At 55.4% G+C, this 20828-nt stretch carries 11 protein-coding genes; 1 reads left to right on the top strand and 10 read right to left on the bottom strand.

Annotated elements, in window-relative coordinates:
• Positions 1–106 precede the first annotated feature (106 nt).
• From MJ257_RS22335 to xylA, 9 genes are all read right to left on the bottom strand, one after another.
• Positions 107–3226: an alpha-mannosidase gene (locus MJ257_RS22335; RefSeq protein ID WP_240271323.1), complete on the bottom strand. Its 3120-nt coding sequence runs from the start codon at positions 3224–3226 to the stop codon at positions 107–109.
• 5 nt (positions 3227–3231) lie between these two features.
• Positions 3232–5469 carry a glycoside hydrolase family 3 N-terminal domain-containing protein gene (locus MJ257_RS22340; protein WP_240271324.1) on the bottom strand — a complete coding sequence of 746 codons (2238 nt, stop codon included), beginning with the start codon at positions 5467–5469 and terminating at the stop codon, positions 3232–3234.
• Positions 5470–5780: 311 nt separating this feature from the next.
• Positions 5781–6698 (bottom strand): carbohydrate ABC transporter permease, encoded by a 918-nt coding sequence (locus tag MJ257_RS22345; protein WP_240271325.1) that lies wholly within the window; start codon positions 6696–6698, stop codon positions 5781–5783.
• 23 nt (positions 6699–6721) lie between these two features.
• Positions 6722–7651 (bottom strand): ABC transporter permease, encoded by a 930-nt coding sequence (locus MJ257_RS22350; protein ID WP_240271326.1) that lies wholly within the window; start codon positions 7649–7651, stop codon positions 6722–6724.
• 81 nt (positions 7652–7732) lie between these two features.
• Positions 7733–9229, bottom strand: a complete 1497-nt coding sequence (locus MJ257_RS22355) for an ABC transporter substrate-binding protein (protein WP_240271327.1) — start codon at positions 9227–9229, stop codon at positions 7733–7735.
• 198 nt (positions 9230–9427) lie between these two features.
• Entirely contained in the window at positions 9428–10960 is a 1533-nt protein-coding gene (locus MJ257_RS22360; protein ID WP_240271328.1) for a response regulator transcription factor, read from the bottom strand.
• On the bottom strand, positions 10953–12776 hold the full coding sequence (locus tag MJ257_RS22365; protein WP_240271329.1) for a sensor histidine kinase: 1824 nt from the start codon (positions 12774–12776) through the stop codon (positions 10953–10955). The genes MJ257_RS22360 and MJ257_RS22365 overlap by 8 nt, the downstream gene beginning before the upstream one ends.
• A 447-nt stretch (positions 12777–13223) precedes the next feature.
• Positions 13224–14720: a xylulokinase gene (gene xylB / locus MJ257_RS22370; RefSeq protein WP_240271330.1), complete on the bottom strand. Its 1497-nt coding sequence runs from the start codon at positions 14718–14720 to the stop codon at positions 13224–13226.
• A 109-nt stretch (positions 14721–14829) separates the two neighbouring features.
• The gene (gene xylA, locus MJ257_RS22375) at positions 14830–16146 is read right to left on the bottom strand and encodes a xylose isomerase (protein WP_240271331.1); all 1317 of its coding nucleotides are present in this window, start codon (positions 16144–16146) and stop codon (positions 14830–14832) included.
• Positions 16147–16395: 249 nt separating this feature from the next.
• Between xylA and MJ257_RS22380 the strand changes: the two genes are divergently transcribed.
• On the top strand, positions 16396–17595 hold the full coding sequence (locus tag MJ257_RS22380; protein ID WP_240271332.1) for an ROK family transcriptional regulator: 1200 nt from the start codon (positions 16396–16398) through the stop codon (positions 17593–17595).
• Between the two features lie 64 nt (positions 17596–17659).
• Here the strand turns inward: MJ257_RS22380 and MJ257_RS22385 are convergent, their stop codons facing one another.
• Complete coding sequence (locus tag MJ257_RS22385) at positions 17660–20704, bottom strand: EAL domain-containing protein (RefSeq protein WP_240271333.1); 3045 nt, start codon at positions 20702–20704, stop codon at positions 17660–17662.
• Positions 20705–20828: the final 124 nt, after the last annotated feature.

The raw sequence follows: 20828 nt of genomic DNA on the forward strand, positions 1-20828 counted from the left end.
GAAATTCCAGTTAAATTCAACCCATCCCAAGATACAGTCGAAATTAACGTTACTTTTTCCAGCTAATCTCTCGTGCCACCACACGCGCCCCACAAATATTCACATCTTACTTCAACTTCAGCGTCTTAATCTCATACGGGGCAAAATCGAGCTCGATCCGCCCCGCGTCCGCCATCGCCATCGGTTCAAGCTCCCGCTCCAGCGCATCGGACAGGAACGCGCCCGAAACCGGCTCGTTCCAATTCAACGCCACGCGCTCGCGGCCGCCCGCCGATTCGTACAGACGCAGGATCACGCCATCGCCGTCCTCGGCCGGTTTCACCGTGTCGAGCACGACATGCTCGCCTGCAAATCCGAGCAGCGCTCCCGTGGAAGGCAGCGTGCCTTCATGCGCTTCGGCTGCCAGCACGGCTGGCCCATGGTTCAACTCGGCCGCCGCGCGTACCGTGTGAGCGGTCTGCCAGTCGCCTTGGTGCGGATACAGCGAATACGTAAATTCATGTTCGCCGAGATCGGCGGTCACGTCCGGCCATTTCGGCGCCCGCAGCAACGACAGGCGAATCGTGCTGCCCTGGATATCGTAGCCGTATTTGCAGTCGTTCAACAGGCTGACGCCGTAGCCGCGTTCGGAAACGTCGGCGAACCGGTGTCCGCACACCTCGAATTGCGCCTGCTCCCAGCTCGTGTTGCGATGCGTCGGACGTTCCAGCGCCCCGAACGGAATTTCATAAGTCGCTTTATCCGTGACGACGTCGATCGGGAAGCCGACCTTCAACAGCTTATGGGCTTCGTTCCAATTCACCTTCGTTTGGAAATCGATCCGCTTGTCGTGATGATAGAGGATCAGATCCTGCGTGATTTCCGATTGGCCGAGACTCCAGCGGAAGCGAATCACATCCTGGATCGGGCCGCTTGCTACCAGGCCGCTCTCCAGCAATACGGCTTCACCGGCCGGTTGCTGTTCGTAGCGCGGGTCAATGTCCCACGCATCCCACAGCGTCGGACGGTCGTGGTAGAAGTGGAAGCGGTTCGCGCTTTCGCCTGTCTTCACGATCTCCCGTCCGGCTTCTTTATCCCACAGGCTGACGATCTCGCCGCGCTCGTTGAATTTCAAACGGTAGAATTCCGTTTCCCATTCGCCTTGGAATACCTTACTACCGGCTTTGGAATCCGCTGCCGCGCCAGCAACAACATCCGCTTCGGACCGCAGCCAAATCGTCTTGTAGCCAAAGGCCGGAACCTCCGGCACGCGAACCCAGGCCGCCGTTTCTCCGCCAAGATCCGTCCGGACGCCCAGCTCAAGCCGCGTGCCGAGCTCGTCGTAAGCAGCCGCGCCGCTGCGATAAGCTTGATCCGGAAGAGCCACCACCGCGTCGCGGATCCAGCCCAGACTATTAAAGACGATGTAAGGCGTACCTTCGCCTGCGGTCGTTACCCGTTCGGCCAAAGCCGTCAGGCCTTGATATAGTCCGGCGTTCCCTTTGCCGAAAATGTCCGCATATTCCTTCGTCGAGGTCTCGTACGCTTCGGTGATCGCCGAACCCGGGATAATGTCGTGGAACTGGTTCAACAGGATCAGCTTCCAGCCCGCCTGCAGCGTGCTTTGCGCCTCGCGTTGCCGGTCTTTCGGCATGGCCGGAGCAGCCAACGCGTTCCACAGTTCGGCCTCGCGGTACAAAATCTCCGCTTTCCGGTTGCTGCGCTTGTTGCGGCCGTGGGTCGTATACGTCCCCCGGTGCAATTCCAAATACAGATCGCCGTGCCAAGCCGGCAGCTTCGGCTGCGCCGCTTCGATTCCGGCGAAGAACTCCGCCGCCGTGCTGTATTCGCTCGCCGGCTGACCTACCATCAGCTCGGCGCGGTTAATGTACTCCAGCATTTCGCGGGTGACCCCGCCGCCGCCGTCGCCATGCCCATAAAGCAGCATCTGCTCCGGATGGACGGCTTTCTGGCGATAAGACTGCCAGTGCTCATGAACGTCCTTCGGCAGCGTATTTTCGTTCACGCCGTGGTTTAGGTAGGACAACATCGGCGTGCCGTCGATGCCGACCCAATGGAACAGGTCGTACGGGAATACGTTGGTGTCGTTCCAACCGAGCTTGGTCGTCATGAAATAGCGAATCCCGCCATGCTTCAAGATTTGCGGCAACGAGGCGCAATAGCCGAACGTGTCCGGCAGCCATTCGATCTCCGAGGTGAATCCGAACTCCTCCTGATAGAAACGCTGCCCGTACAGCATCTGCCGCATCAGCGATTCGCCGCTCGGCAGGTTCAAATCCGGCTCCACCCACATGCCGCCGACCAATTCCCAGCGGCCTTCCTTGATCCGCGCTTTCACCCGCTCATACAACTCGGGATCGTTTTCCTTCAGGTAGGCAAACAGCAACGGTTGGCTTTGCGTGTAGCGGTATTCCGGGTACTCGCGCATCAGCGCGTCGACCGTCGAGAACGTCCGGCTGGTCTTGCGTACCGTCTCCCGCGCCGGCCACAGCCAAGCGATGTCGATATGCGATTGGCCGACCATTTGGATCAGGCCTTCGGCGTTGCCGCCGATCGCCTTCACCCGCTCGGCAAGCCGCTGCTCCAGCTCGGCAATCGCTCCACCCTCGCGGATCGCTTCCGCGTCCAGCGCCACGAATCCGTCCATGGCGGCATACAGCGCCTCGATCAGGCGGGTGCGCCGAAAATCCTGCTCCGGCAGCAGCACGGCGGAATCCCGGACGATCGTCGCCGTGTACATCAAGCTTTGCACCGGGCGGTTCACCAGCACCAGACGGCTGTCGATCCGCGTAATCGGCGGCTGAATGACCGCTTGTTGGTTCAGCGGATCTACGGGCTCAGGGATCGGATCGTACAGCTCGATCTCCAGCGAGAGCGGGCTTTGCCCTTGCTCCTGGGGCAACGTCACGAACGTATGGTTCCGGTCCAGGCCCTGGGCTGATTTGCCGTTGATTCGCAATAACCCTTCGCCGCAGGAAGCAAAAATAAGACCTACCTGTCCGCCTCGCCATCCTTCTGGAATCTCCAACTGGGTGCGGAAGAAATACGTCGTTCCCTGCGTGCTTGGGAACCGCTCGAAGGCTTGCCCCTCCGAATAACCTGTCTCCTTCGTGTAACTCCCGGGAACCTGGTAGACGGAAAAAGTAATTTCCCACCCGCGCAGCTGGATCTGATCCAGCCATTGGGCTTCCGACAGCTCCCGGATAAAACGTCTGATGCGTTCCATGTATGTTAACCCTCCCGCACAAAGAGATTGGCGCTTAGCGTATCATTTACGTTTTTGCCGACATGCACCCGGAACTCTCCCGGCTCCACCACCGGCTCATAATTCCGTCCGATGTATTGCAGCTGCTCCGGACCGACCTGAAACTCAACCGTTTGCGTCTCGCCCGGCTGCAGGAATACCTTGCGAAAGCCCTTCAGCTCTTTCGCCGGCCGGGTTACCGCACTCGCGACGTCGGCAATGTACAGCTGGACCACTTCCGCACCGGCCCGGTCGCCCACGTTCGTTACGTCGATCGATACTTTCGTCGTCCCGTTTACGTCTATAGCATCAGCCTCAAGCGATAAATTGCCATAGCTGAACTCCGTGTAGCTAAGTCCGTATCCAAACGGATACCGCGGTTGCGAATCGTCTTCCAAATATCTTTTGCCCCGCGAACGTTTGCCGTGGTAGTAAACCGGAAGCTGTCCGACATGCTTCGGAACGGATACCGTCAGGCGTCCGGACGGATTCACGTCGCCGAATAGGATATCGGCAATCGCATGCCCGCCCTCTTGGCCCGGATACCAGGCTTCCAGAATCGCATCGGCGTGCTCGTCGATCCACGGTTCGGCAATCGGCCGTCCGTTGATATAAACCACTACCAGCGGTTTACCCAATTTATGAATTTCTTGAATCAGCTCCAGCTGTACGCCGGACAAGCCGAGGTTCATGCGGTCGATGCCTTCGCCGCAATCCATGTCGCTCTCCGCATTGCCGGTTACTTTGGAGGCGCCGGTTCGGAGGTCGATCGTGCCCTCGCCGAAATCCCGCGCGCTGGAGCCGCCAACGACCATGACCACCGTATCCGCCTGCTCCGCGCAGGACAAGGCCACGTCAAAACCTTCCCGGGAGTCGCCATTGATCCGGCAGCCCGGGGCATACAGCACCCGCTCCGGCGTTCCGTCCAGCTTGCCGCGAATCCCGCCCAGCACGGTCGTTACCTTGGAGCGAGGCTGCGGCGAGGTGTAGTCGCCCAGCTGGTTGTAGCCTACATCGGCGTTCGGCCCGATGACGGCGATTTTGCCGGCGTCTGCAGACAGCGGCAGCACGCCGCCTTCGTTCTTCAGCAGCACGATGCCTTCGCGGGCCAACTGTCGAGCCAGCTCCACATGTTCCGTGCTGCCGATCACCCGCTCGGCCCGCGCCGGGTCGGCGTACGGCTGTTCGAACAGCCCCAGGCGGAATTTCAGCGTCAATACGCGGCGCACCGCGCGATCGAGCACTTCCTCCTCCAGCTGTCCCGACCGTACCGCCTCCACCAGGTGCTTGCCGAACATCACGCCGGACATCTCCATGTCGATGCCCGCGCGAATCGCCTGGATCGCCGCATCCCGTCCGTCTTCCGCCACGTCGTGGCCGGAAGCGAGCATGTCGATCGCGCCGCAGTCGGTGATGACCATGCCGTCAAACCCCCACTCGCCGCGAAGGACACCGTCCAACAATTCTTCGTTGGTCGTGCACGGAACGCCGTCGATCTCGTTGTAGGCCGGCATGATCGAAGCCGCGCCGGCTTCCACCGCCTTGCGGAATGGCAGCAGGTCGACCTCCAGCAGCTCGCGCCGTCCCATATGGACCGGGCCGGCGTTTCGGCCGCCCTCGGAGCTGCCGTAGCCGACGAAGTGCTTCAGCGTGGCTGCCACGCTGTCCTCTCCGTCTAAACGTTCCCCTTGCAAGCCCTCGACCGAAGCTACGGCCATTTCGCCGATTAAATAGGCGTCTTCGCCAAAGCACTCTTCGGTCCGGCCCCAACGGGGATCGCGAACGACGTCGAGGACCGGGGAATAGGTGACCGCGCCGCCTTGGGCGCGCGTCTCCCGAGCCACCGCTCGGCACATCTCGCGGTACAGCTCCACGTTCCAGGTGCTGCCAAGCGACAACGGCACCGGAAAGACCGTGGCGCCGATCGCCATATGGCCGTGCGAGCACTCTTCCCCGATCAGGATCGGGATGCCGAGGCGCGAGTTTTCGATGGCGTAACGCTGGATCGCGTTGACCGCTTCCGCGCCTTCGCGCGGCGACAAGCCGGTTTCCAGCGTCACGCCCGTCCACGGATCCGCGCGGAGCACGCCGTAAAGCGAGCCGATCCCGCCGCCCTGTACCTGCTCTTTAAACGCATCGGTCAGCTTGATTTCGCCATCTTTATGCTCATAGGTCTGCCAGCCGAAAGGCTGGACCAGCTGGCCGGCCTTTTCTTCCAATGTCATCAGTCCGAGCAAATGCTCCACTCGTTCCGGGACGGGTTTCGATCTGTCTTTATAAAGCAACGTCTCCACCTCGCTCCTTAAATTTTTCCTCAATACAAAAGAGTTCAAAAAGGGTTGGATCTAGAGTTCCAATGACGTTCAAAAATTGACTTTTCAGCACCGAGAAGGTTGGATGAAGCTAGGGACTGAGTAGCGCAGCGTAGCTGGAGGCTACGTGAGCAACGGAAGGCCCGGCTGAATTCAAGATTCGATGCCGATTAAACTACTTGGTACTACTTCGTGATCAAAAGGCAATTTTTGAGCCACCACTATTATTCTTTGACGGCGCCTACCGTAAGTCCTTGTACAAAATACCGTTGGAAGAACGGATATGCAAAAATAATTGGCAGCGTCGCAAGCACGACCATCGCCATCCGCGACGTATCCTGCGGAATCGACGACAGGGCCTGCAAGCTCAGCGAGCTGTTTTGCGAGTTCTGCTGAATAAAGGCAATGCTCGATTCGATCCGCATCAGCATCGACTGCAGCGGCACCAGATTCGGATTGTCGATGTACAGCAACGCGTTAAACCAGTCGTTCCAGTAGCCCAACGTGCTGAATAGGCCGATCGTAGCCAAGCCCGGCAGGGACAGCGGCAATACGATGCGCAGGAAAATATAGAAATCGCCGGCACCGTCAATCCGCGCCGATTCAATGATCGCTTCCGGAACGCTTGTACTATAAAACGTACGTAGGATCATGATATAAAATGCATTCATCGCGAGCGGCAAAATGAGCGCCCACAACGTGTCCTTCAGACCCATCAACTGGGATACAACCATATAAGTCGGGATCATCCCGCCGTTAAAGAGCATGGTGACGATTGCAAATACGGAGAAGAATCTCCGGTAGCGGAAGCTCTTCCGCGAGATCGCGTAAGCGTAAAGCGAGATCATGACCAAACTGATCACGGTGCCCACGAGGGTGATCAGAATCGTCACGCCGTAAGAGCGAAGCAGCGAATCGCCGCTTTCGAACACGAAGCGGTAAGCCTCCAGACTCCATTTGGCAGGAATCAGCCGATAGCCGTCCGTTGCCAGCGTTTTTTCGTCCGTAAAGGAAATAATGACGACGAAGATAAAGGGGAACACGCACAAGAACGAGAAAATGCCCGCGATCAGGTGCAAAACGGCGTTCCAGCCGCGAGAGACGTTATGAAAATCCTTGCTTTTTCTAGCCAGCTCCGCCATACTCTGACACTCCTTTCAGCTGTTTAAAATAGGGCGCTGTCCTTATCGATTTTGCGCACGACGTAGTTGGAAACCATGACGAGAATGAAGCCTACCACCGATTGATAAAGGCCGGCCGCCGTACTCATGCCGATTTCCCCGGTTGTTTTCAAACCGCGGTATACGTAAGTGTCGATGACGTTCGTGACTTGATAGAGCGTGCCCGAATCTCTTGGCACTTGGTAGAACAAGCCGAAGTCGGCGTAAAAGATCCGCCCTACCGCAAGCAGCGTCATGATAATAATGATCGGAGAAAGCAGGGGAACCGTGATGTTGCGAATTTGCTGCCATTTGGTAGCCCCGTCGATCATCGCCGCCTCGTAAAGCGATTTGTCGATCCCCATGATCGAAGCCAGGTAAACGACGCTGTTGTAGCCGATCGACTTCCACAGATTGACGAAAATCAAGATATAAGGCCAATACTTCGGCTCTGAATACCAGTTGATCCGCTCCACGCCGAACCAGCCCAGGATTTGGTTGATCATCCCGCGATCCATGCTCAGGAAGCTGAACGCGAAGTAGCCGACGATAACCCAGGACAAGAAATAGGGCAGAAACATCCCGGTTTGATAGACTTTAGCCATCGTTTTGCCGACCAGTTCGGACAGCAGGATCGCCATCGCGACGGAAAGCACGAGTCCGATGAAAATAAAAGCAAGGTTGTATAACAACGTGTTGCGGGTAATGGTAAAAGCATCGTTCGTGCTGAACAGGAACTTGAAGTTGTCCCAACCTACCCATTCGCTCTTCGCGATACTCGCCCAGAAGCCGTCACGGCTGAAGCGGTATTGCTTAAACGCCGTAATCGTACCGACCAACGGAAGGTACGAGAAAAAGAAAAACCAGACGGCACCCGGCAACACCATAAATAACATGACTTTATTCTTGAGCAGGTTTTTGAAAAATGCAGCCATGATGTTCCCCTCCTGTCGAAAATAATGAAAAAGGATCGGGCGCCACTTTCACCCGCCCGATCCCTGCTCTTTCTTTAATTGTTACTTGTTGTTTTCAGCTCTCCAGGCATCGAGCTGAGCTTGGGCTTCAGCAATGACCTTGTCAAGGCCGGCCTCTTTGAATTTTTCAATCGCTTTCGGCAAGTATTCTGCCGGATCCACCGTACCGGTCATCAGCGAGGACCAGAATTGTTCTTTCACGTTTTGTACGGCTGCCATTTCGGTAGCTACTTTCGTGCTGTCGAAGTTGAAGCTCAGGATCGGCGAGTTCACGCCTTCTGCGTTAAACTTCTTGAATTGCTCCCATTTGTCGTCCGGATCGTTCGGATTCAGGTACAAGAGCATGTTGTTGCCCAAAGAGTAAGACGGCATGTCGTAGTTTTTCGATTCTGCCAGGTTTTCGTAATGCGTGTCGTCAATCTTCTTGTAGTGAACGCCTTCGATACCGGAGTCAACCATGTTGCGCAGCACCGGATCGGTGTTCAGCAGGTTCAGGAATTCCATCGCTTTCTCCGGATGCTCGGAGTTCGCGGAGATCGCCATGATCGAACCTTGTACGGAAGTGTTCGTAATGATCGCGTCACTTGCCGGCGTGGAAACGACAGGGTAACCGTAGCTTGCAGACCACAGGTTATCCGCCAACGGCTGAGTTTGCGCACGGTCCATGAACCATTGGCCGGAAGTCATCAGGTCGCTGGTAGAACCGGTCGTTGCAGCTTCAGGAGCCACATAACCCGCTTGATAGTATTTGTGCATCAGATCCAGAGCGGCCTTCATTTCTGGCGTTTCCAGGATGTTTACGATTTTATAATCCGTTGTGTCCAGTTTTACGGCCATCGGCAGGTTCTGGATGATGTAATCATAAGGCACGTAAGGAACGTAGTTCTTGTCCATCGCGAAAGGCGTTACGCCCGGTTCGTTTTCCTTGATCGTTTTCAGCAACGGTTCGATGCTATCCAAGGAACGAATGCTAGTGATGTCCATGTTGTATTTGTCGGCCAGGCTTTTGTTGAAGCGCCATACTTCTTGTTGAGGCAATTCTTTGTTGGCAGGGATGCCGTAGTTATGGCCGTCAACTTTGGAGCCTTCCAGGAAGGCCGGGTCGATGGTGTTTTTCAGATCTTGTCCGTATTTTTCGAGCAGATCGTCAAGCTCCATGAACGCGCCTTTTCTGGCGTTTTGCACGTAGTCGAAACCGCCGGCGGAAGTGAAGATGATATCCATCGGTTCACCGGAAGCGACGTTTACTTGCATTTTTTGAGTGTAATCGCCCCAGTCGATCATTTTCATCGTGATCGTTGCGTTGATTTTCTCTTTGGTGTACTTGCTGACCTCTTCCATAACGCGGTCCACGTCTTTTTGAGGCGTCCCGATCGTGTACCAGATCAGGTTAACCGGTTCTTCCGAGTTGCCGGCTGCAGCCCCGCTGTTGCCGCTGTTGCTTTCAGCGTTCTTGTTGCCGCCGCAGGCGCTTAGAACAAGCACCAAGGCCATCAGAGTGGCAAGTACGAAAGAAAAACTTCTTTTGCTTTTACTCATGCTGATCCTCCCTTTTGAAGCTCTTTTGTTTTGTTTGACTAACTTAACCTTACCGGATGAAAGCCGTTACAAAAAGAAGATAAACTTAAAAAATCGAGGTACAAATTAAAGAAAAGGACAGTACCCCGGATGCAAGGAAAACCTCCCCTTCAGGTAGGTAAAAATATCCTTGATCCAGGGTACCCATCCCCTTCAAATCTAATGCAACGCTTTAAAGTCGGTGGGAGAAATCCCCACGTATTTCCGGAACTGCTTGTAGAAGTAGCCGATTTCCCAGTATCCCACGTTCCGGGCGATTTCGTGTACCTTGAGATTGGTGTTTTTGAGCTGCTGCTTCGCCTTTTCGATTCGATACTTGTTAATGTATTCGGCGAAGGACACGCCCGTCTCCTTATGAAAGAGCTGGCCGAGATAAACCGGGTGAATATGGTATTGCGCCCCCAGCGTTTTCAGCGACAGCTCGTCGGCGTAATGCGTATCGATGTAAGTCAGCACTTGATGCACCACGGGATTCTTGGCGTCCTGCAGCAGCGAGCAGACCGTCTCCTCCGCCAGCCCCTCCAGGATTCCGATCATTTCCTGGAACGATTCGCAGCGTTGTACACGCTCTAGCGCCTTCTTAAACAAATCGGTTTCTTCCGTATATTTGATATGCTGCAGCTCCATTTTGAAGCGGACAACCAGCTCTAAGGCAGCGTTCTGCAAATCCTCGGGGCGGATGCCCTCCAGCCGCTTCATCTGCTCGAAATCGCGGGAAACGAGCTCCTTCAAACCTTCCTTATCCTTGGCCAAAATCAGCTTGGCATACTCGTCCCATGCCAGCGGATAACCACTCTCCAGCACGCTGTTGCCACGGTGGTCGCCTTCCAGCAGCTTGTATTCGATCGTCCGCCGATCCGGATAGATCAGGTAGTATTCCAGGGCGCGCTTGGCTTCCTTGTAACTGAGAGAAGCTCCCTCGGGAAGCTGGCTCACGCTGCCGATGCCGATTTGGATCGGCCGGTTCATGACGGACAACTCCAACGCCAGGTTCTCCATCAGCTCCGCAAACGTCCTTTTTCCCTCCGCTCCCTGAAGCAAAGAGCCCACGATCACAATATCGCCGTCCACGTCGCGGAACAAGGCGACTCCCCTCCGCTCCTTCAAGTAATGTTCGGCCCGTTCGAATACTTCAGCCGAAATGCCTTTGGTACGCAGCGCGGCCACCGCAATGTTGGGGCCCTGCAAATGCAGACCCAGCAGCTCGGCACGCTCCTCGAATTCGGCGGCGGCGATTTGCCCGTTCAGCCAGCGGTACAGGGTGTTGTCCTTCAAAATCTGGACATCGTAGGCGTCATACAACCCATCTGATTGCACGCTGTCGAGCTTCTGCACGGTGTTGCGCAGCGTCGATTCCAGCTCCTCCAAATTAATCGGCTTCAGCAAATAGTTTTCGATGCCCAGCTTCATGCCCTCTTTGAGATAATCGAACTCGTTGAATCCGCTCAAAATGATCACTTTCAGCTCCTCATGCAGCTTCCGCGCCTCGGAGATCAGCGTTAACCCGTCCATGACCGGCATGGAGATGTCCGTGATCAATACATCGACCGGCGTCGAGCCCAGGGCGTCCAGCGCCTGCTGTCCGTTCCCCGCGTGGCCGACGATTTCCAGACCGAACTGCGGCCAGTCGACGATATCGTATAAGCCCTCGATGATAAACGGTTCGTCATCGACGATAAACACCTTATACATCTTCAACCTCCATTCCTTCCCGGTTGGGATAACGTATTGTGATCGTCGTCCCTGCGCCGGGCACGCTGTCGATCTCTATCCCGTAAGCCGGACCGTACAGGAACCGCAGCCGCGTATGCACGCTGCGCAATCCGAACATTTGCCCGGTTTCCTCCTCCCGCTCCAGTTCCCGGCGGATTTCCGCCAGCCGGTCGGGTTCGATGCCTTTCCCGTTATCCTTCACCACTGCGATTAAGGTATCCTCGTCCTCCCGCACTTCAATCGTGATCCGGTTGTCAAATCGGTCCGTTTGAATCCCGTGGACGATGTAATTCTCCACGATCGGCTGCAGGGACAACCTGACAAGCGCCTTACCGTAGAGCGCCGGGTCGGCCTGAATCTCATAGGTAAAGCGATCCTTGTAACGGATGCGGAACAACTCCAGATACAAGCGGCAGGCTTCCAGCTCATCCTTCAGCGTGTAGTTTTTCTTTTGCTGCACCATGCTTTTGAACAGGACGGACAAGCTGTAGATCATTTCTCCCACATCCTTGGCGCCTTGGGAAATGGCCCGCATGCGAATCACTTCCAGGGTATTGTAAAGAAAATGCGGGTTAATCCGCGCTTGCAGCGCGACAAGCTCGGTTTGCTGCTGCTTGATCTCGGCTTTGAACACCCGGTCGATATACAAATTCAGCTCGTCCAGCATGTCGTTAAAGCTCTTGGAAATCTGCCCCAGCTCGTCCTCCCGTACGTCGGCAATCCGCGCCGAGAAATCGCCGTTGCGCACTCTCCGGGTAAACCGGATGATGCCGTTCGTGCGTTTGGCGAAATTGCTGATGAACAGTGCCGGGATCAGGATGGCGAATAGAATGCAAATGGAGCTGATCGTCAGGATCGTGTTGCGAAGTCCCTGATAGGTTCTAGCCAGTTCCTCTTTCGGGACCGTGCTGAGCACCGTAAACCCTCCCTGGCTTTGCGTCAGCTTAGTGGCGATCAGTCCGTTGCCCAGCACCCCGGTGTCATATAGCGAGTTGAGTTGCTCGGTATAAGGATATTTTCGACCATAATAGATACCGGAGGAATCGAACAGAACGCTGCCGTCTGCGGACAGAACCAGGATCGATCCCTTCAATTCATCCTGGTACATGGCCAGGCTGCCCCACACAGCGGCCGTGTCGAAATAAACGTCCAGTTGCCCGATATTGCGAAGCGTTAGCTTATTGTTGATCGGAATTCGGACCGAATACATCGGGGTGTTCGGCAAACCAACCGTTTTGCGCACCCAGATGTTGGCCGTTCCCACGTTCATGCCCTCTTGCTGGTACATGACGTCGGGCACGAAGGACCGGGCCTGGTTGGTGGGGATAATCTTGAACTGATTGTCGTTGCCAAAGGCATACAGCTGCTGCAGGTCCGCGCTATACAACATGACGCTGCGGATGTCCGGATCGTCGTCAACCACGTTGCGGAAATAAAGCACGGTGTCCGTTGACGAATTATTTTCCATATAAAACCGGTCCAGGCGGTAGTTCACGTAATCCTGATACCGATGCTCCAGAAAAAACGAAGTGTTCGAGGCCAGCTCCTCGTCGCGATAGATGTCCCGCACCATCGTTTGCACGGCTTCGTATTTGCCGCCGATGTAGCCGCTTACGCTTTCGATCGCCCGCTTCTGGATATCCAGTTGCCTCTGCACCGCGGACTCGGACATAAACATGAACATCACGTACGAAAACGTAATGATCGTCACGATCGTGATGACCGAGAAAAACAAAATGATTTTCATGAACAAATTGTTCTTGAAGTAATTGCGGTAGATGTTCCGGATGAACATGTCTTCCCTCCTCGTGCAAGGTCAATTATACCATGCCTTTCGGGCTATAGGGGATTTGCAGTTCTTGCCTGGGTGGCGGCAGACTCCCGGGTCTCCTATTGCGTTCTTGCGGACCTTAGTCAGGTCGGAGGAATGTTGTAAAAAGTACAACATTGGGGGGCCTGAATGCCCCGAATGGGCTGAATTGTTGTATTTCCTGCAACATTTTCGGCTGCGATGGCCAATGAGTCTCTAAAATGTTGTAAGAAATGCAACATTTGCAGTCAAACCAAGTCCCACGTGTTGGAAATGTTGTAAGAAATGCAACATTTGCAGTCAAACCAAGTCCCACGTGTTGGAAATGTTGTAAGAAATGCAACATTCTCGAATGAAAAACGCCTGTTCCTCATCGGAACAGGCGCTTCTCATGCATGGCGATCATCCGAATTCGAATCCGGATCGGGAGGCTTATCCGCGGAATTCCTGCAGCCCTTCATTCAGCGAGCGGGTCGCCGCGTAGACTTGCTGGTACAGCTTGAAGAGGCGAGCGTACTTCTCCACGTTGGCCGGGATCGGCTCATACGTCTTGGCGTAGCCGATGAAAGCGTCGGCGCACTCCTTCAGGCTGCCGAACCAGCCGCTGCCGACGGCGGCCATCATCGCCGCGCCCATCGCCGGGCCTTGCTCGTTCTTCAACGCTACGACCGGCTTGCCGAAGATATCGGCCTGCATTTGCAGCCAGACCGGATTCTTCGCCCCGCCGCCGATGGAGATGACGCGATCAACCGCGATGCCGGCCGCGCCGAACAGGTCAAACGACTCCTGCAGCGAGAAGGTGATCCCTTCCATCACCGCGCGGGCCAGATGCTCCCGGCGATGCGTGCCGGACAAGCCGATGAAGCTGCCGCGGATCACGCTGTCCGCGTGCGGCGTGCGTTCCCCGACCAGATACGGGGTGAACAGCAGCCCTTCCGAACCCGGCGCGATATCGCCCACCGGCTTCAGCAGCTCGTCGAAGCTAAGCTCCGGCGCCAGCGATTCCTTGAACCAGCTCAAGGAATACCCCGCAGCCAATGTCACGCCCATCGCGTAAAAAGCACCCGGATGCGCATGGTTAAAGAAATGCACCTTGCCGGCAAAATCCTTGTTCTTGTCTTCTTCGTACGTCAACACAACGCCGGACGTACCGACGCTGCACAGCGCGTCGCCCTTGCGGACGATGCCTGCGCCAACCGCGCCGCAGGCGTTATCGGCGCCGCCGCCGAACACCTTCGTGCCGGCCGACAGGCCGGACTCGGCGGCAAACTCCGGCAGCAGCGTGCCGGTGCTCTCGGTGCTGCCCACGATCGGCGGGCAGAAGCCGGCCGGGAGCCCGAAGGCTGCGGCGATCTCTTCGCTCCAACGGCCTTCCGGCACGTTAAGCAGCAGCGTTCCCGCCGCATCGGAGATTTCCATTTGCACTTGGCCGGTCATGCGGTAACGCAAATAATCCTTCGGCAGCACGAACCGCGCGGCTTTGGCGAACAGCTCCGGCTCATGCTCCTGCACCCAAAGGATTTTCGGCAGCGTAAAGCCTTCCAACGCGGCGTTGCGTGTAATGTCGAGCAGCTTGCTGCCCAGCTTTGCATCAATGTCACGACATTGCTTCGTGGTCCGTGTATCGTTCCACAGGATGGCGTTGCGCAACACGTTGTTCTGCTCATCCAGCAGGACCAATCCGTGCATTTGACCGGAGAAGGATACGCCTTCCACGTCAGCGGCCGAAACGCCGCTCTCTTTCAGCAGTTGCTTCAAGCAAGCAACGGTTCCTTTCACCCATTCCTCGGGATTTTGCTCGCTGAACCCGGGACGCTCTTGAATGAGCGGATAGGAAGCCGAAGCCTCCCCGGCGATATCCCCGTTTTGGTTCACGAGCAGCGTCTTGACCGAGCTGGTTCCAAGGTCGATGCCAATCACATACTTCATCGCGATACTCTCCCTTCGCATGTCCCCCCAATGGGGCCTTATACCACAAAAAGGGACGGCAGGCGTCCCTTTTTGAAAAAGTTGTGCGTGTAAAGCCGACTTTTGAATCTTATTTCGTTCCGAAAATGTACTCGTTCAGGCGGGCTTTAACCAGCTCGAGGTGGTTCGACTTGTTGACGATATGGCTGTGCTCCAAAGCATAGGCTTCCAGCGTTTTGAAGTTGGCTTTGCCGGATACGATGTCGGCGCCAATGCCGGTCTTGAAGCTCGCATAACGATCGTTCAGCAGGTTCTCGATGAATTTGTCTTCGATCATCTTGCCGGCTACTTTCAGACCTTTCGCGAAAGTATCCATACCCGCGATATGTGCGTAGAACAGGTCTTCCGGTTCGAAGGAGCTGCGTCTTACCTTCGCGTCGAAGTTGACACCGCCGGAACCCAAGCCGCCGTTTTGCAGGATTTCATACATAGCCAGCGTTACGGCATACAGGTCGGTCGGGAATTCGTCGGTATCCCAGCCAAGCAGCATATCGCCTTGGTTGGCGTCGATCGAACCCAGCATGTTGTTGATGCGGGCTACGCGCAGTTCATGTTCGAACGTATGGCCGGCCAGCGTCGCATGGTTTGCTTCCAGGTTAAGCTTGAAGTGGTCTTGCAAGCCGTATCTTTGCAGGAACGCAATCGTTGTAGCTGCGTCGAAGTCGTATTGGTGTTTGGTAGGCTCTTTTGGTTTCGGCTCGATCAAGAATTGGCCTTTGAAGCCGATTTCCTTCGCGTAGTCGATCGCCATTTGGAAGAATCTCGCCAGGTTGTCGAGTTCCAGGCCCATATCGGTGTTCAACAGGGATTCGTAACCTTCGCGTCCGCCCCAGAACACATAGTTTTCAGCGCCTAATTCAAGAGCAGTTTCCAAACCTTTCTTCACTTGAGCCGCAGCATAAGCGAATACGTCTGCGTTCGAAGTTGTTGCTGCGCCATGTACATAACGCGGATTGGAGAACATGTTCGCCGTGTTCCACAGCAACTTCACGCCGGTTTGGTTCATGCCTTCCTTGATTTTAGCAACGATCACGTCGAGGTTCTCGTTCGATTCTTTCAGCGTAGCGCCTTCCGGAGAAACGTCGACGTCATGGAAGCAGAAATAAGGAGCGCCGATCTTTTCCAGGAATTCAAAGTTCACTTCTACGCGGGCTTTAGCCAGATCCAAGCCGCTTACCGTTTCCCAAGGACGAATCATGTTACCTTGACCAAACGGGTCGCTGCCGTTCATCGTCAGCGTGTGCCAGTAAGCAACCGCGAAACGCAGGTGCTCTTTCATCGATTTGCCGAGGATGACTTCATTCTCGTTATAATGTTTAAATGCCAGCGGATTGTTGGAACCTGCGCCTTCATACTGAATTTTGCTAATGTTCTTAAAATAACTCACCACTAATTCCTCCCAGCCAGAATTTTTTAGAGGTACACAATAAGTAAGCCTTTACATCCTGTGGATTATAAGTAGCATGCCCACCGAATAATGGAAGCATGCCTTCTACACCTAGATCGTACCACGTTCCACTTAGTTTGTCTAGTAAACTAACAAAGTTATTGATTCCTCCCGGGTCATTTATGTTATGATGCGTATAGACATAAATTCGCCATGCCCTAAGGCATGGGTTTAACGAGGGAGTATAGTATGAAAATCACAGGCGACCAGCAGCTCATCAAAAAAATGAATAAAACCATCGTCCTGGATACGATCCGTCAGCGTCAACCGTTGTCACGAGCGGATATTTCCGCCGCGATCGGCTTGAACAAGGCGACCGTATCGTCCCTCGTCTCCGAGTTGATCGACAGCCAGCTTGTTACCGAGATCGGCCCCGGCGAATCTAGCGGCGGGCGCAAGCCCACGCTGCTGCTATTCAATCGCAGCGCCGGTTATGCCGTTGGCATCGATATCCGCGTCAATGATTTACTGGCGGTGCTCGTCGATCTGGAAGGCCACGTCCTCCAGGAGAAAACGGTGCAGCTCGCCGATTTCACCCCGGACCACGTGCTTGAACAGATCCGCAAAACGATCCGCCAGTTTAGCAAAAAGCTCCCCGAATCCCCGTACGGCATCGTAGGGATCGGGATCGGGGTCCCCGGGCTCGTCGACGACACGAGCCGCGTGGTATCGGCCCCCAACCTGGACTGGAACCAGGTCGACCTGTACGAATCGTTGGCCACCGAATTCGGGGCCAATCTTCATATCGATAACGAGGCCAATGCGGGCGCGATTGGCGAGAAGCTTTACGGCGCCGGCCGCGAGGCCCAAAATCTGATCTATCTGAGTATCGGCATCGGCATCGGCTCCGGCATCATCGTCGGCGGCGAGCTGTACCGCGGCACGTCGAATTTCTCCGGCGAGGTCGGCCACATGACCGTCGCCGAGAACGGCCCGCTCTGCCGCTGCGGCAACCGCGGCTGCTGGGAGACGCTGGCCTCGGAGAAGGCCCTGCTCGACCGGGCGGCCAAGCTATGGAACGATTCGCATCCCGGTCTGGAGGAAATTATTCTACTCGCCCGAGGAGGCGAGCCCAAAGCGATTCAGCTTCTGAATGAAATCGGCGCCCAGCTGGGCGTGGGCTTGGCCAACTTGGTCAACATCCTGAATCCGGAACTCATCGTTATCGGCAACCGCCTGTCCCTCGCCGGCGATCTGCTGCAGGATGCCATGCTGCGTACGATCGAGAACCGCAGCTTATCGTATCACCGGAAGAAGACCGGGGTCGCCTTCGCTAACTTAGGCATCCGTTCCACGGCGCTGGGGGCGGCATCCATGCCGATCACCATGTTCCTCAGCGAACCGGATCCCGTTCCGGCCCAGGAAGGCAACACGCCGGCCGGACACTGATTGAAAGATAATAACCCGCGGAATCGTGAACTTCCATTACGATTCCGCGGGTTATTTTGTGTTGTTAGATCGTTAGAGGCCGATAGCTTCTCAACAGCTCGCGGATACCGGCTTCCGGAAGCGGCTTGCTGATATAATACCCCTGGATGATATCGCACTTGGCGCGCCGGACATGCTGCAACTGCTGCTCCGTCTCCACGCCTTCGGCGACGACCTGCAGCCCCATTTTACGCCCGATGAGCACGATCGCTTTGGCGAGGGAACGGTTATCGTCCTGTTCCGGCAAATGCTCGATAAACGTTCTGTCCACCTTCAGCGTCGTGATTGGCATTTGTTTCAGCGATCCCAGGGAGGAATAGCCGGTACCGAAATCGTCCAAAGCGATTTGAATGCCGAGGGCTTTCAGTTCGTTCAGCTTGGGCGCAAGCGAATCCACCGTTTCCATGATCATCGATTCGGTAATTTCCAGCTCCAGGAACTCCGGCGACAGGCCGGTTTGCTGCAGGATACGCAGGACTTTGCTGACGAAATCCTCTTCGAGAAGCTGTACGACGGAGATGTTGACGGCGATTTTGTGCGTCCCGAACCCATCGTCCTGCAGCCGTTTGGCGAAGGAGCAAGATTCCTTCAGCACCCATTCGCCGATCGGTACGATTAGCCGGCTGTCCTCGGCAATTTTAATGAAGGATAAGGGCGATACGAAGCCGAGTTCCGGGCTGTTCCAGCGAATCAACGCCTCGAAGCCGCAAATATGGCCGTCGCGCACGCCGATTTGAGGCTGGTAATGGAGGGTAAATTCCCCCCTGTCCATTGCTTGCCGCAGATTTTTTTCCAGATGCACCCGATCATTAAACGCTTGCAGAAATCCGGGGTCGAAGACGACGTATTTGCCTTTCCCCGCTTCTTTGGCCGCGTACATCGCCACGTCGGCATTCTTCAGGATTTCTTCCGGGGTACGGCCGTCCCGAGGATAGAACGAGATGCCGATGCTGACGGACACGAACAGTTCGCTGTCGTCGATCCGGAACGGCTCCCTGAAGCCTTGCAGCAGCTTGTCCGCTAGAGCAGTCGCCTGCCCCTCTTCCACATCCTTCATCAGAATGACGAATTCGTCCCCGCCCAGCCGGAATAACATGCCCGCATTCCCGATCAGGGAGGTTAAGCGAGAGCTCGCCTGCATCAGCAGACGGTCGCCGAATTTATGCCCCAGCGTATCGTTGATGAACTTAAAATTGTCGGTATCTACGAAAAACAAAGCCGCTTTGGCGTCATCCCCGGAAACCAGCGCATCCATCTCTTCGAGCAAATACAACCGGTTCGGCAAGTCGCTGAGCGCGTCGTAATAAGCAAGATGCCGCATTCGCTGCTGGTACATTTTCAACTGGTGCACCTCAATATTCGAACCTACCATCCGGTAAGCGCGCCCCTGCTCGTCGAACAGCGCTTTCCCCCGGCCCAGGAACCAGCGGTATTCCCCGTCTTTGCAGCGCAAACGGTATTCGCATTCGAACACCTCTTTGTCCCCGGCCTGCAAGGATGAAAATTCCCGCAGGATGTCCGGGGTATCGTCGGGATGAATCACTTGCTGGAGCATTTCGTTCGTGATCGCGTCATCTTGACTGTAACCAAGCAGCTCGAACCACCGCGGAGAGTAGAAGCGGCGATTCCGCTCCAAATCCAACTCCCATATGCCGCCGTTGGACGCTTCCGCGACCAGCCGATAACGTTCCTCGCTTCGTCTCAGCCTCTCCTGATTTTCCAGGAGCTGATCGTAGTTAACCCTCAACTCTTCTTGCGTGGCGGTTAATTCCAGATTCGCGGACTCCAGCTCTTGATAGCTTTGATGCAGCTTATTCTCGAATTGCTTACGCTCCTCGATATCCACGCCGGTCATGATGAAGACGTCCGGGTCACCCTGCAGCCCGGGGATGACTGCCGTTCGGAACAAGAACGCCTTCGCTTTCCCCTGGTCCGAGCAGAATAGGTTGAGCTCGCGATGATCAACGAAGCGATGGGACAACGCCTGGTCCAGCAGCGGAATCAGCTCCCGGCAAGCATGCTGCAGCAAAGGATGCTCCGTGTAGGGACGCCCGACCGCCTCGCTCTCCCGGATCCCCGTAATCCATTCGGCGTATCGGTTGAAGCGTACCGTAATCCGGTCGCCTTGCACCGCCCAAATGAATAGATTGGTATGATCCAGCACTTCCTTGGAAAAGCCCCGTTCCCCATGAATCGTACGGCTCAAGCGGATAATATAAGCCCGGATCAGCCAGTAACTCGCCGCCACCCCTCCGACCAGCAGACCGCCGACTAGGATGAGGCGGTTTCGCATGGCGTTCGAGAACGAGGCCGAATGAGTGAAGAAATATTTCAGGTAGAGCTCCTCATAAACTCCCGAACGTTTCAGGTCATCGATTCGGCCGTTGAAGTAATCGACCAGCTCCGGTGTCTTTTTGCTGATTCCATAAGCGACGTCGCGGGGATACAGATCCTCCAGCACCTTTTGAACTTCTCCGGTCATTTCCCGCTTCACGATCAAATAATCGACCACGTTCTCATTCTCAAACAGCAGGTCGATTTCTCCCCGCTTCAAAGCAAGAAGGGCCGCTTCCACGGTAGGGTATGTACGGTACGAGACTACGCCGGCTTCCGACTGGAGAATCTCCTCGGAATATTGCCCCGCGCCAACGCCGACGCTATATTGATTCAGATCATCCTTCCCCGGCTCGCCTCGAAAATCCTCTCTAGCATAGACTCCAATGTAGGTCCGCATGACCGGTTTGGAAAATAGAATATCCCGTTTCCGATTCTCCTGAACCGCCATCAACCCGGCCGTATCCGCCGATCCGTCGATCAGCGCCTGGTAGGCTTCCTTCCAATCCGAGGCGGAGTACGCCAGCGTGTAGTCTTGCTCCTTAAAGATGAGACGAGTCAATTCCAAATCGAAGCCCATTTCAAATCCGTTCTGGCTGAATTTATAGGGAGGATAATCCAACTCCGTCTGGTAACGAACCACCCTTCGTTCCGCTTCGACCGTCGTCAAGCCTAACCCCGCCATGATCGAAAGCGCAAGCATGCCTGCTATCATCAACATTCGGATCCGCTTCATATGCGATACACCCTTTACGGTAGGATAGGAGTGGGGTTACCCCATTGATCGCGAAAATTTAGCATATTTTGTTTCATCTTATCACAGTTAATCAGGAACCCATAGGCTAAATTACCCGGTCTAG

Origin of the sequence: Paenibacillus timonensis, assembly GCF_022427145.1 — a bacterium.
In the GTDB taxonomy this organism is placed as follows: Bacteria; Bacillota; Bacilli; order Paenibacillales; family Paenibacillaceae; genus Fontibacillus; species Fontibacillus timonensis.